General features: G+C 70.6%; 12 protein-coding genes and 1 pseudogene. 5 read left to right on the top strand and 8 right to left on the bottom strand.

Annotated elements, in window-relative coordinates; all coding sequences use genetic code 11:
* Both D3A59_RS12740 and D3A59_RS12735 read left to right on the top strand, forming a co-directional pair.
* Positions 1-484, top strand: a pseudogene (locus D3A59_RS12740) (hypothetical protein); the annotation flags it as partial.
* Between the two features lie 396 nt (positions 485-880).
* Complete coding sequence (locus tag D3A59_RS12735; RefSeq protein WP_119155308.1) at positions 881-1,885, top strand: alpha/beta fold hydrolase; 1,005 nt, start codon at positions 881-883, stop codon at positions 1,883-1,885.
* Positions 1,886-1,960: 75 nt separating this feature from the next.
* On the opposite strand, the gene D3A59_RS12730 is transcribed toward D3A59_RS12735, so the two are convergent.
* Entirely contained in the window at positions 1,961-2,431 is a 471-nt protein-coding gene (locus D3A59_RS12730) for an Lrp/AsnC family transcriptional regulator (protein ID WP_119155307.1), read from the bottom strand.
* 165 nt (positions 2,432-2,596) lie between these two features.
* On the opposite strand from D3A59_RS12730, the gene leuA reads away from it, so the two are divergent.
* The gene (leuA, locus tag D3A59_RS12725) at positions 2,597-4,288 is read left to right on the top strand and encodes a 2-isopropylmalate synthase (protein WP_119155306.1); all 1,692 of its coding nucleotides are present in this window, start codon (positions 2,597-2,599) and stop codon (positions 4,286-4,288) included.
* 58 nt (positions 4,289-4,346) lie between these two features.
* Here the strand turns inward: leuA and D3A59_RS12720 are convergent, their stop codons facing one another.
* Both D3A59_RS12720 and D3A59_RS12715 read right to left on the bottom strand, forming a co-directional pair.
* The gene (locus D3A59_RS12720; RefSeq protein WP_119155305.1) at positions 4,347-4,610 is read right to left on the bottom strand and encodes a hypothetical protein; all 264 of its coding nucleotides are present in this window, start codon (positions 4,608-4,610) and stop codon (positions 4,347-4,349) included.
* A gap of 3 nt (positions 4,611-4,613) precedes the next feature.
* On the bottom strand, positions 4,614-4,835 hold the full coding sequence (locus tag D3A59_RS12715) for a DUF3820 family protein (protein ID WP_119155304.1): 222 nt from the start codon (positions 4,833-4,835) through the stop codon (positions 4,614-4,616).
* A 158-nt stretch (positions 4,836-4,993) separates the two neighbouring features.
* Here D3A59_RS12715 and dinG point away from each other — a divergent pair, with 158 nt between their 5' ends.
* A complete protein-coding gene (gene dinG, locus D3A59_RS12710; RefSeq protein WP_157991521.1) occupies positions 4,994-7,147 on the top strand; it encodes an ATP-dependent DNA helicase DinG in 2,154 nt (717 codons plus the stop codon).
* A 10-nt stretch (positions 7,148-7,157) separates the two neighbouring features.
* Positions 7,158-8,456, top strand: coding sequence for a glycosyltransferase (locus D3A59_RS12705; RefSeq protein WP_119155302.1), 1,299 nt, complete (start codon positions 7,158-7,160; stop codon positions 8,454-8,456).
* 47 nt (positions 8,457-8,503) lie between these two features.
* On the opposite strand, the gene D3A59_RS25400 is transcribed toward D3A59_RS12705, so the two are convergent.
* The 5 genes from D3A59_RS25400 to D3A59_RS12675 all read right to left on the bottom strand — a co-directional run bounded on the left by D3A59_RS25400 (position 8,504) and on the right by D3A59_RS12675 (position 12,924).
* Positions 8,504-9,322 (bottom strand): hypothetical protein, encoded by an 819-nt coding sequence (locus D3A59_RS25400; RefSeq protein WP_157991520.1) that lies wholly within the window; start codon positions 9,320-9,322, stop codon positions 8,504-8,506.
* Positions 9,323-9,900: 578 nt separating this feature from the next.
* Positions 9,901-10,569: a cyclic di-GMP-binding domain-containing protein, MshE-related gene (locus D3A59_RS12690; protein WP_119155299.1), complete on the bottom strand. Its 669-nt coding sequence runs from the start codon at positions 10,567-10,569 to the stop codon at positions 9,901-9,903.
* Positions 10,570-10,762: 193 nt separating this feature from the next.
* Positions 10,763-11,002: a hypothetical protein gene (locus D3A59_RS12685; protein ID WP_119155298.1), complete on the bottom strand. Its 240-nt coding sequence runs from the start codon at positions 11,000-11,002 to the stop codon at positions 10,763-10,765.
* Between the two features lie 422 nt (positions 11,003-11,424).
* Positions 11,425-11,688 carry a hypothetical protein gene (locus tag D3A59_RS12680; protein ID WP_119155297.1) on the bottom strand — a complete coding sequence of 88 codons (264 nt, stop codon included), beginning with the start codon at positions 11,686-11,688 and terminating at the stop codon, positions 11,425-11,427.
* Between the two features lie 171 nt (positions 11,689-11,859).
* Positions 11,860-12,924, bottom strand: coding sequence for a cyanophycinase (locus tag D3A59_RS12675; protein WP_119155296.1), 1,065 nt, complete (start codon positions 12,922-12,924; stop codon positions 11,860-11,862).
* Between the last annotated feature and the right edge of the window lie 33 nt (positions 12,925-12,957).

Here is a 12,957-nt window from a genome sequence, read left to right as displayed (position 1 = left end):
CGGCGCTGTCAAGCCACGCCCCGCCCGGCGCCCTCGCTGCCATTTGTGCAACAAAGCCCTCAGTAGAGATGATCTACTTCCCAGTGAAAACGTTGAAGGCATGGGTTGCTTGGCAGATCCGCTTGCGAACGGTGGTGTCTCAATAATAGAAGCTAGTCTTTTCATCGAATTGCAAGATTGGCGAAGCTGCGGCAGCTATGGCGTGGTGAACGAGAAGTTCAACTTCCGAATGCAGGGGACTCGCTTTCAACTTATTGGTTATGACCGCTCTGAGTACTCACGCAACACAGGCGAAATGTCAGTGTACAGTTATAATTATCTGACGGGAAAGAAAAAAACAACCGAGCTGAATGACTCTGACAACTCCAAGCCAAAGGTTTCTTGGAAGAAGCTTTCGGCCAAAGGAGCATTTTTCTTGGACAAAATCTACCTTAATTGCGACACAGTCGATCCCACACAAAAGGGAAGTTGGTGTCGAGAGTAGTTGTCACACCTCATAAGCCTAACTCCTCGTTCGACCCGCACCGCCTTCGGCGGGCGGGTAAACTCAAACTACAAGGGCTTCCCCCGCATGCAAGCAATAACCCTCCTTGAAAATTCTCGCAGCGAATCCTCAAGCTCTTTTCCACTTAATTCCCCCAGCGACGCTTTGCCCTTGCAACATCGATTATAGAATCAAGGTGCGAACTGAACAAATACAACCGGCCCCTGATGCAGCTCTCGACGCTGCCGGCCCTGATAAAAGACGCGCGCGGGGGCTCCCTTCGTTAGCCGAGGCCGCACCGAGGGGCGCCTCCCGGAATCAAACAAGCTCTGCGGCGCCAATCCGATCTTCATTGCCCGACGCCGTCCACGCTCCACTGCACGCTTTGAACGCCCCATGCGCCTCTCGATAATCGCCTCGCTCCTGGCCTCCAGCCTTCTGGCCGGTTGCGCCACGCTGCCCGCCACGGTCGAGCACGACCCCTCGCTGCCCCATGTCGAGCTCGATGGCTACAAGTTCCACGTGAGGACCTACGGGAACCCGGAAAATCCTCCGGTCATCGTCGTGCACGGAGGCCCGGGCGGAGACCTCAACTACCTGCTGCCCCTGCAGATCCTGGCCGACGATTATTTCGTGGTCTTCTACGACCAGCGAGGCACCGGGCTCTCGCCCCGGACGGCAAAGGAGAACCTGACTTTTGAGGCCAGCCTGAAAGACCTTCACCTGCTGGTCGCCCACTACGCGGGGGACCGCCCGGTCCGACTGATAGGGCACTCCTGGGGCGCAATGCTTGCCATTGCCTATCTCGGCGAGCATCCGGACCGGGTGAGCCACGCCGTGGCGGCGGAGCCGGGAATCCTGACGCCGGCGACGGCCGAGGTTTTCGTGAGTCGACTGAAAGCGTCGCAAAGCCTGCTGGACGCCCTCCCCCTGGCCGGGTCCATCGTGCGGTCCGCGCTCGTCCGGACGACCGACGGTCACGAGCGCTTCGATTACGCCATGACCCGGCTGATGAACCGCAGCAAGCCCGGGGGCCCCTACCAGTGCGAAGGACAGGCCATGCCGGCAGACGCGTTCGTGCGGGCCGGCTACGACTCCTTCAAGCACATGCTCAAGCCGGTGCTGGACACCCCCTCCAGCTTCCGCTGGAACCTGACGGAGAAGCTGGGCCGGTATGGCGGCTCCCTGCTGATGATGAGCAGCGAATGCAGCTTCATCGGTCATGCATATCAGCAGGAACATCACCTCCCCTTGCTGCCTGCGCGCACGGTCCATGTGCTTGCCAAGGGCATGGGGCACAACATGCTGACGCTGAACGCGCAGTGGTCAGCGAAAGTGGTGAGGGACTTCTTCAAGGATGCCGCCCCTGCGCCCCGCGTCGATGCGAAAGCGGAAAAATGACATGAGGCCGGAGCTCGCTGTCGCGCTTCGAGCGCGGGTTCTGAGCCCCGAGCCCTCCCGCACCGGGCGTTTGCGTCACGCCGCCGGGAGGGGCAGCGCGGTGCGGTCGATCACGCGGCGCAGCACGAAGCTGGTGTGCACGCCCGTGACGCCGGCGATGCGGGTGATGCGGCTCAGCAGCAGCTCCTGGTAGGCGTCCATGTCCTGCACCACCACCTTCAGCTGGTAGTCGGACTGCTGGCCGGTGATGAGCAGGCACTCCAGCACCTCCGGGATCTCGGCGATGCCGGCCTCGAAGTTGGCGAAGCGCTCCGGCGTGTGCTGGTCCATCGAGATGCCGATCAGCGCCATCAGCGTCAGGCCGAGTCTGCGGGCGTCCAGCAGCGCGCGGTAGCCGGTGATCAGCCCGCTGTCCTCCAGCGCCCGCACCCGGCGCAGGCAAGGCGACGCGGACAGGCCGATGCGGTCGGCCAGGTCCTGGTTGCTGATGCGGCCGTCGGACTGCAGCACCTGCAGGATCATGCGGTCGTAGCGGTCGAGTTCCATCGTGTCGGAGCGGGCGGGCCTTGGTTCGGCAATATTAATGCTTCGTACCGCCATACTCCGCAATGTCATTGCCGGAGGAACAGAAAGACAGCCAAGAAACGCAAGCACCTGCCGACGGGGTTTGCCTAAGATTGCGGGCAAGAATTCAGCCGCCAGGAGCCCTTCATGTTGCAGAACCCGTCCAGCAAGTACCGTCCCTTCGCCCCGGTGCAGCTGGCCGACCGCCAGTGGCCCAACCGGGTCATCAGCGCGCCGCCGATCTGGATGAGCACCGACCTGCGCGACGGCAACCAGTCGCTCTTCGAGCCGATGAACGGCGAGAAGAAGATGCGTATGTTCAAGACGCTCTGCGGCATCGGCATCAAGGAGATCGAGGTCGCCTTCCCCTCGGCCTCGCAGACCGACTTCGGCTTCGTGCGCACGCTGATCGAGGACGGGCACATTCCCGACGCCGTGACGATCGAGGTGCTGACCCAGGCGCGCGAGCACCTGATCCGCCGCACCTTCGAGTCGATCCAGGGTGCGCGACGCGCCATCGTCCACGTCTACAACGCCACCTCCAAGCCCTTCCGCGACATCGTCTTCGGCATGAGCAAGGCCGAGGTAGTGGCGATGGCGGTGGACGCGGTGAAGCTCGTGAAGGAGCTCGCCGCGCAGATGCCCGGGACCGAGGTGATCCTCGAGTACAGCCCCGAGACCTTCACCGCCACCGAGCTCGACTTCGCGCTCGAGGTCTGCGACGCGGTCACCGAGGCCTGGGGCGCGACGCCCGATCGCAAGGTGATCCTGAACCTGCCGACCACGGTGGAAGTGGCCACGCCCAACATCTACGCCGACCAGATCGAGTGGATGCACCGCCACCTCGCGCGCCGCGACAGCGTGATCCTGAGCCTGCACCCGCACAACGACCGCGGCACCGCGGTGGCCGCAGCCGAGCTGGGCCTCATGGCCGGCGCCGACCGCGTCGAGGGCTGCCTGTTCGGCAACGGCGAGCGCACCGGCAACGTGGACCTCGTGACGCTCGCGCTGAACATGTACACGCAGGGCGTGCACCCCGGCCTCGACTTCTCGGACATCAACGCCGTCGCCCGCACCGTCGAGCACTGCAACCAGTTGCCCATCCACCCGCGCCACCCGTACGTGGGGGACCTCGTCTTCACGGCCTTCTCCGGCTCCCACCAGGACGCCATCAAGAAGGGATTCGCCGCCCAGAAGGCGGACGAGCCGTGGAACGTGCCTTACCTGCCGATCGACCCCGCCGACGTCGGCCGCAGCTACGACTCCGTGATCCGGGTCAACAGCCAGTCGGGCAAGGGCGGGGTCGCCTACCTGATGGAGACCGAGTACGGCATCGTGATGCCGCGCCGGCTGCAGGTGGAGTTCTCCGGCGTGGTGCAGCAGCACACCGACACGCACGGCAGCGAGGTGAGCGCCGCCGACATCTGGCAGCTCTTCGCCTCCACCTACCTGGAGACCGCCGCGCCAGTGCGGCTGCGCGAGCACCACCTCTTCGAGCACGGCAAGGCGCAGGGCATCCGGCTGTCGGTGGACATCGGCGGCCGGCCCCACGTGCTCACCGGCGAGGGCAACGGCCCGATCGACGCCGCGATCCACGCGCTGCGCGGCGCCGGCATCCAGGTCCAGGTGCGCAGCTACGAGGAGCGCTCGATGGCGCCGAGCACCGACGGCGGCGACGCCCGCGCCTGCGCCTTCGTCGAGCTGCTGGTGCAGGGCCGGGAGTTCTACGGCGTGGGCATCGACGGCAACATCGTCACGGCCTCGCTGCGCGCCATCGTCAGCGGCCTCAACCGCAGTAGCGAGGTGATCCCGGTGGAGGCGGAGAGGCTGCAGGCCTGAGCGGGGCGGCAACGCCGAGCGGGTCGGACGCCGGCGGCTCCCCGCCGCCGGGGGCCGGTCAGGAGTCGGCGAGCCGCTCGCGCGCCTTGTCGATCCAGCCCTGCAGCCCGGCGACGAGGTCGGCCTGGCTGAAGGAGCAGCTCTCGCCGCCGAACAGCGCGGCGGACTCCAGCCGCTCGAGCAGGTTGGCGAGCACCTCGCCGTACCTCGGCGGCAGTTGCGGCGGCACGGCCTCGGCGCGCAGGCGCCGGCAGAACGCGGCAGTGTCGATCGTGCCGACGCGGAAGGCGTCGAGGGCCTGCTGGAAAGCGTCGAGGGTCATGGTTCAGTGATTCCGGGGGCCGCCCCGCAGCGGGGCGAGCAGGTGCTTGAGGCCGTTGTGGTCGAGTTCGTGCATCAGCGCGAGCAGCCGCCCGATCTCCCCGGGAGGAAAGCCCTCCCGGGCGAACCAGTTGAGGTAGTTGCCCGGCAAGTCGGCGATCAGCCGGCCCTTGTACTTGCCGAAGGGCATCTCGGTGGTGACGAGGCGCTGCAGGAGATCCGTCATGGGGCGGCATTGTCGGGCAGCCGCCGCGGATGCGGCGGGCCCGGGCGGCAGGGACTGCCGCGCGGCGGGGTTTCGGGCGGCGCGCTGAAGCCGGGCCGCGACGGCGCCACAATCGGCGCCTTCGCCCGTCCGCGCCGGACGGGCCGCCGCCCTCCCCCATGGACAAAGACAAGCTTCACTCCTTCCTCGACGCCCAGTACGAGGCGCTCGCGCAGCGCCTGCCCGGCTTCACGCCGCGCGAGGGCCAGCGCGCGATGGTGCGCGAGATCGCCGACGCGATCGCCGGCGCCTCGTTCGAGCCGGACGGCGCGCCCGAGGCGCGCGTCGCGGTGATCGAGGCGGGCACCGGGGTCGGCAAGACCCGCGCCTACCTGCTCGCCGGGCTGAAGATCGCGCGCGAGCGCAAGGTCAAGCTGCTGGTCTCGACCGCGACCATCGCGCTGCAGGAGCAGCTCATGAACAAGGACCTGCCGGAGCTGAGCAAGGCGCTCGACGAGCCCTTCTCGTTCGCGATGCTCAAGGGCCGGGGGCGCTACGCCTGCACCGTGAAGCTGCTGCAGTGCGCCGACGGCGAGCAGGGCGGGCTCGGCCTCGACGAGGACGACGCGCAGGACGGCCGGGGAGAGGCCGCCGACGGGCGCGAGATGCCGGCCTCGGACCTGGCGCTGTTCAGGAAGCTCGCCAAGCGCCTGGAGTGCGGCGACTGGGACGGGCAGAAGGACAGCCTGCCCGACGACGCGCAGCGCGCCTTCCTGATGATCGCCGCCGACCGGCACTCCTGCACCGCGAAGGCCTGCGACCACTACAAGCGCTGCCCCTACTACGACGCCAAGCGCTTCGCCGTCACCGCCGACGTGCTCGTCGCGAACCACGACCTGGTGCTGTCCTCGCTGAAGTCCGACCGCTCGTCGATCCCGAGCGGCGAGCGCGCGGTGTTCGTGTTCGACGAGGGCCATCACCTGCCGTCGATCGCGCTCGCGCACGGCGCGAGCGAGGCGTCGCTGACCTCGACCGCCTGGGTCACGCGGCTGCAGCGCGCGCTCGCGGTCGCGGCGGCCGGCCTCGGCTACCCGGCGGCGGCGCTGCCCGACGGGCTCCTCGTGCTGAAGGAGCGCGTGGCCGACCTCGCGCGCGCGGTGCTGTCGGCCTACGCCGCGAAGGCGCTCGCCGGCGGCGACGTGCAGGGGGGCACCGCGCGGCTGCGGCTGCCGCAGGGCGTGCAGCCGCCGGAGCTGGTGCCGCTGTGGCAGGAGATCCTGACGCTTGCGGCGAAAGCCGAGGGCCGCATCGGCGAGTTCGTGCAGTGGATGAAGAAGCGGCGCACCGAGGAGCCCGGGGAGGCGAGCTCGATCAATGGCCACCTCGTCGAGCTCGGTCCGCCGACCAAGCGGTTGACCGACCTGCGCGAGACCGCGGAGCTGATGCTCGACGAGGCCGGCACGCCGCCGGCCAAGTGGTTCGAGTTCACCGCCGACCAGGGCAACGTGCGCGCCGACGCGAAGGCCTGCCCGATCTTCGCCGGCGGGCTGCTGCAGCGCCAGCTCTGGAGCCGGCTGCGCGCGGCGGTGGTCACGTCGGCCACGCTGCGCTCGCTCGGCCGCTTCGACTTCTTCCTGCGCGAGTCCGGGCTCGCGTCGCTGCCGGGCGCGCGCTCGGCGGCGGTGGCGAGCCCCTTCGACTACGCCTCGCAGGGCCGCTTCGTCGTCGTCGCGACCGAGGCGAGCCCGAAGAACCCGGCCGAGCACAACCGCGAGTGCGCGCGGCTGATCGCGCAGGACCTCGCGCAGGTCGAGCGCGGCGCGCTGGTCCTCTGTTCGTCGTGGGCGCAGCTGCGCGCGATCGTCGAGGCGCAGCCGGCCGCGGTCACCTCCGACCTGCTGGTGCAGGGCAGCGCGCCGCGCGACGAGCTGCTCAAGCGCCACCGCGCCGCGGTGAAGGCGGGACGCCGCTCGGTGCTGGTCGGCCTGCAGAGCTTCGGCGAGGGGCTGGACCTGCCCGGCGAGCTGTGCGAGTGGGTGCTGATGCCGAAGGTGCCCTTCAGCAGCCCGTCGGACCCGGTGTCCGAGGCACGCACCGAGTGGCTGGAGGCCAAGGGCCGCAACAGCTTCCTGGAGGTGGTGGTGCCCGCGACCGGCGTGACGCTGAACCAGTGGGCGGGCCGCGGGATCCGCAGCGAGCGCGACCGCGCGACGATCGTCTGCTACGACCCGCGCCTCGCCACCACCACCTTCGGCCGCCAGCTGCTCGGCGGGCTGCCCGCCTTCAGCAAGCTGCATCGCAAGGGCGGGCGCGAGCAGCCGCTGGAACTCTGAGGCCGCGGCGATGGGAACGCTGCTCGAGCCCGGCGCGAAGGTGGTGCTGACCACCTTCGGCACGCACGGCGACCTGTTCCCCTTCCTCGCGCTCGCGAAGCAGCTGCGCGCACGCGGGATGCGGCCGGTGCTCGCGACCTCGGCCTTCCACCGCCCGCAGGTCGAGGCCGCCGGGGTCGGCTTCGCGCCGCTGGCGCCCGACGAGCAGCAGCTGCAGCGCGACCTCGGCGAGGACCTGAAGACGCTGATGCGCCGCGGCATGCACAAGCTGTCGGGGCCGCGGTTCGTCGTCACGCGCGTGCTGATGCCCTACCTCGCCGAAACCCTGCGCGACCTGGAGGCGGCCTGCGAGGACGCGCAGCTGCTGGTCTCGCACCTCTACAGCTTCGCGGCGCCGCTCGCGCGCGAGCGCCTGGGCCTGCCCTGGGTGTCGCTGGCGCTGCAGCCGATGGCCTTCTTCCCGGTGCACGAGCCGGCGGTGGTGTCGGAGCTGCTGCCGCTGCACCGGCTGCAGCCGCTGCTGGGCGCAGCGGCCTACGCCCGGCTGCAAGGGGCGATGCAGGCGGGCACGCGCTCGTGGACGCGGCCGGTCGATGCGCTGCGCCGCGAGCTCGGGCTGGCGCCGGCGCCGGGGAACCCGCTGTTCGAGGGCCAGCACGGCAGCGAGGGCTGCATCGCGATGTTCGACCCGCTGCTGATGGCCGACGCGCGCGACCTGCCGCCGCGCACCGCCTTCGCCGGCTTCTGCCACTACAACGGCGACGACACCGCGCTCGGCCCGGCGCTGGACGACTTCCTCGCGCGGCATCCGGCGCCGGTCGTGTTCACGCTCGGCACCTCGGCGGTCCACAACCCGGGGCGCTTCTACGAGATCGCGAGCGCGGTCTGCGCGCGGCTCGGGCTGCCGGCGGTGCTGCTGCGCGGCGAGGGGGCACAGGAGACGGCGCTGCCGCCGCAGCAGATCGCGCTGCCATGGGCCTCGCACGCCGCGCTGTTCCCGAGGGCGCGCGCGGTGGTGCACCAGGGCGGCATCGGCACCTGCGCGCAGGCGCTGCGCGCGGGCGTGCCGCAACTGGTCGTGCCCTTCGGCAACGACCAGCCGGACAACGCGGCGCGGCTGTGCCGGCTCGGCGTGGCGCGCTCGCTCAGCACTCTGCGGCTCGGGGCGCGCTCGATGGAGCGCGAGCTGCGCGGACTAGTCGACGAGCCGCGCCATGCGCGCTCGGCCCGCGAAGCCGCCGCGCGGCTGATGCCGCGCGACGGCGCCGAGACCGGGGCGGAGCTGCTGATGCGGCTGCCGCTGGGGTGAGGGGCGGGAGCGCCGGCAAGACGCTCCCTCGGGGACGGGATCGCGACTCAGCGCGAGGTGCCGCCGCCGCTCATGCCCGAGCCGCTGCCCTGGCCCTGCGAGGACGGGTCCGTGCGCTTCTTCTTGTCCGTGGAGGACGACGAGGCGCCGGAGCTGCTGCGGTCCGAGCCGCTGCCGGTGGCACCGGTGCCGCCGGTGCTGCCGGTGCCGCCCGTCGCGCCAGTGCCGCCCGTCGCGCCGGTGCCGGCCGCATCGGAGCCGCCACCGGCGCCGCTCGCCGCCCCGGAACCCATGCCGCTCGCGCCACCGCTGGCATCGGTGCCGCCTGTCGAGCCGGCGTCCGGGCTGCCCATGCCGCCCGAAGCGCCGCCGGTGCCACCCATGCCGCCCGAGCCGCTGGCATCTGTACCACCCGTCGATCCGGCGCCCGGGCTGCCCATGCCGCCCGAACCGCCGCCGGTGCCACCCATGCCGCCCGAGCCACTGGCATCGGTGCCGCCCGTCGAGCCGGCACCCGGGCTGCCCATGCCGCCCGAAGCCCCGCCGGTGCCACCCATGCCGCCCGAGCCGCTGGCATCGGTGCCACCGGTCGAGCCGGCGCCCGTCCCGCCCAAGCCGCCGCCCGCACTGCCCCCTGCGCCGGTGCTGCCGACGCCCCCGCTGCTGCCCAGGCCACCCGAACCGCCGGTGCCTCCCGTGCCGCTTGCGTCGGTGCCCGAGCCCCGCGTGCTCGAGTCGCCCGAGCCGCTGCCGTAGGTGCCCGAGCCGGTGCTGCCCCCACCCGGGGAGGTCTGGGCACCGGCACTCACCGCGAATGCACTGACGAGAAGGGCCGTCGCCAGGCGGGAGAGAGATTGCTTGTTCATGGAACTGACTCCGAGATGTGATCGTTGAAGAATGGAATCGGCGTGAAAGTGCCTGTGCGGTGCACACCGCAGCGGGCCGAGGCGCCTGCCCTCGGTACGGCAAGGCCCATGCGCGCGGGGGCTGCGCGCGGTAACGGCGAGCAAGACATGCGGCGCTTCCGTCGCCGGCCGCCACGCCCCGGCGCAGCGGATTCCTCGCTCCCTCGCCGGGAGCGACGCCGGAAGCGGGAGGCGCGGGAAGCCGCGGCCCGATTACCTCGGCTTGCGATTCATGGCGCTTGCGGACGAATGGCTGCCGCGTCGACCGGCGATCCGGTGTAAGGGAGGATCGCGCTGTTTCCACTGCAACGCGGGGATCCGGCGGGGAAGGGATCGCGAAGAGGCTCGCGCCCTGAGCCCCTTTTTTCACGGACGGCCGGACAAGGACGAGGTTTACACGCTGCGCCTGCGCAGGCGCCCGAGAGTGCGGGCGATGTGCCGGAACTGCGGCGCGTGCGGCCGGGCCTCACTCGACGATGCTCGGGCCGGCCGCGCCGATCGAGCCCTGCCGCCGCAGTCCTGGCACCGGCGACGACCGCCTAGCGCAGCGACGGCCAGCTCCACCCGCAGTCCGCCTTGCGCTGCGCTCCCCACTGCCTGCGGAGCACGGCGGCGAGATCGGCCGGCGTCAGGCAGCCGGCATCGACCAGCTCCTCGCCCAGCAGGCGGTGCGAATGGCGCTGGCGTACCAGCGCCGCCTCCAGATCCTCGCGGGTGATGCGGCCGCTCTCGACCAGCATCTCGCCCAGGCGCAGCGAGGCGGCCTCGGAGCCGATGTCCATCTCGCGCGCCTGGAAGCGCAGCGCACGGCGCAGCTCGGCGGGCCGCAGCCAGCCGCGCATCACCGCGATGCGGCCCAGCCGCTCCCCGGTGCGCGACTGCTGCGCGAGCGCCTCCTCGATCTGGGCGGGCGTGGCGCGCCCGGAGCGGACCAGCATGTCGCCGAGCCGCAGGCGCAGCCCGCTGGCCACCGTCAGGGCACGCCGCGGGTCCTCGACCCGGTCCTGGATGTAGAGCAGCGCGCCGAGCTGCTGCTCGTTGAGGCAGCCCAGGCGCACCAGCAGCGCGCCGAGCTGCTCGTTGCGCCGCCGCTCGGCCTCGAGCGCGCGCTCGAGTTCGTTGCGCCTGGCAAGTCCGAGCTTCAGCAGCAGCAGCCCGAACCAGCAGCGGATCGGCGACAGGTCCCGCTGCGGGCACCCTGCGCACAAGTCATGAGCTCTCTTCATCGCAAGAAAGAAGTTGCGGATGAGAAAACCCGCCTCTCCCGACTACGCAGCCCGGTGCACGGGCTCGACGACAGGCAGGCCTGCGGAACCGCATCGCCGCGGCGCGCCGGCTCCCCGGCCCGCGAAGGGCAGGCATCACGGGGAGTGCGGGCCGCTGGCGAAGCGGGGAGGAGGCTCAGCCCCCGAGGATGCGCCTGGCCTCCCCCAGCGCCTTCATCGAATCGTCGTGCCGGCCCGCCTTGTGCGCCGCCTCGCCCTCGGCGCGCAGTTGCTTCACCCGGGCGGCATCGGCCGCGCTCAGCTGCGGCTGCTGCGCCAGCTTCGCGTCGATGGCCTTCATCTCGTTGGGGCAGTTGTGCGCGAGCGCAAGGCCCGCGGCGCCGAAGAGCGCCAAGCCGATCAAGCACCTTTTCATCTCGGTCTCCCTGAGCCGGACGACGCCGGCCCGTGAAGAGACTCTATTCCTGCTTCCGCGGCCCCTCAAGCATGGAGATGTATGCCAGGGCTCCGGATGGATGAAGCCGCTCGCCCATGTTCCCGCGGCCCGGCCGACATGATCCGATCCGCCAACCTCGGTTGACGCCCGACAGGCGGCCTCCTGCCCGGGATCGGATGGTCCCGGCGTGCCCCGAAGCAAACCGGTCAGGCGCAGCAAACGGTGCCGGAAGGAATTCGCGAGTCGCCTGCCGGCAGCGTGCGCCAGGCCGGGGAACCCCTGCCATTCGGGCCGTGCTGCGGCGCTGCCGGCGGGAACGCTGGCGCGGACCGTGGCCGGGCGGGGAGGAATCCCGGCGGAACCTCGCTCCCTCGGTGCGCGCGTTCAGGCCGATCCGTGGGTCAGGTGCGGGAGGGCTGCCGCGAGCTCCCCTCCATGAAGCGCCAGAGCGCCGACATCACCCGCAGCGCCCGCGCATGGTCGTGGTCGAAATCCCCGACCTGATAGATGCTCGGCTGCCAGCCGTCCCGCGCGGCGCTCGCCACCCCGGGGGTGCGGGCCGGGGCCTCGTCGTGCGGTCGCCAGAAGAGCGTCGCGCTCGGCTCCTCCCAGTCCGCCCGAAGTTCCACCTTCCCGTCCGTCACCACGTCCTCTCGATTGCCCATGACTTCCCTCCTGTGCGTGGCTGAAACTGCAGAGCAAGGAGTTTGAGAGCGTGCCCGCAGTCATTCCTTGATTGCCAGCAGGCACGAGAGGGAATCCAAGGGTCTTCCCCAGCCCCCGGCCGGGGGGTGCGCCCCGGCGAGGGCGGGATCGGCAGCGTGGCGGGGGCGGCTTCAGTAGGCCGATCCGCCCTGCTGCCCCGAGGTCAGCACGCCGGCCTCCGCGGAGACGTCGTAGCCCGCGGTCGCGCCGTCGGAGCCGGCCCAGGTCCTCAGGTCGAAGGAGCCGCCGGCGGACAGGCGCTCGACCTGCACGTTGCGGAAGGTCAGCGGCTTGCCGAGCTCGCAGACCTGCGGGGCGAGCGCCGGCCGCAGGAAATAGGCCGAGCCCTTGCCGACGCGGGTCGCGACGCCGTTGTCGATCAGCAGCGCCGTCTCGCTGTCGACGCCGATGCCGCGCGCCGCGTCCGTGCGCACCCAGCGGTCCTTCACCAGACGCGCCACGAAGCCGAGCAGCCGGCCCATGCGGTCGCGCGCGGCGAAGTGGCTGTCGGCGATGACGCCGCCGAGGCCGTGCGCGGCCAGGAAGCCCCTGTCGAGCGTCACCAGCGGGTCGTAGGGATTCGCGAGCACCTCGGACGAGAGCACCGTGCCGTTCGCGCCTGAGAAGTCGAACTCGCCGAGCACCGCGAGCCCGGCGCTCGTGCCGCCGATCGGCACGTTGCGCGCGACGAGATCCTGCAGTGCCGACGCGAGCGGCGTGCCCTTCCACAACCGGATGTAGTCGCTCTGGTCGCCCCCGGCGATGAACACCGCCTCGGCCTTGCGGACACGATCGAGCACGAAGGCGTCGCCGGCCGCCTCGCGGGTGCGCACGACGAGCGTCTCCACCGAGTCGAGCCCGCCCATCTTGTAGATGTAGGAGTTGTAGCCGTCGGTCCCGCTGGCGCGCAGCACGACGAAGTCGCCGCCGCCGCCCTTGCCGATCATCCACTTCAGCGCGTCCGCCACGTCCTTGCCGCCGCCCATCAGCACCGACGCCGGCGCCGCCGGAGGGCTCGAGGGCGCCGCGTCCGCGGACGAGCCGACGAGGTAGTGGTCGTAGCCCTTGTCGACGCCATCGCCGCCGGTCTTGGGCGCGGCCTGCGCGAGCACGCCGGTACAGGCCAGCGCTGCCGCCAGCACGCAATGGATCAGGCGACGTCCCAGGACGCCGCAGGTATCGGCACTCGTTCCCATGAATCCTCCTCCCCGAGCAGATTCGCTTGACCC

It is taken from the genome of Caldimonas tepidiphila, assembly GCF_003569765.1.
Classification (GTDB): domain Bacteria; phylum Pseudomonadota; class Gammaproteobacteria; order Burkholderiales; family Burkholderiaceae_C; genus Caldimonas; species Caldimonas tepidiphila.
This window is presented reverse-complemented; position numbering and strand designations above follow the sequence as displayed.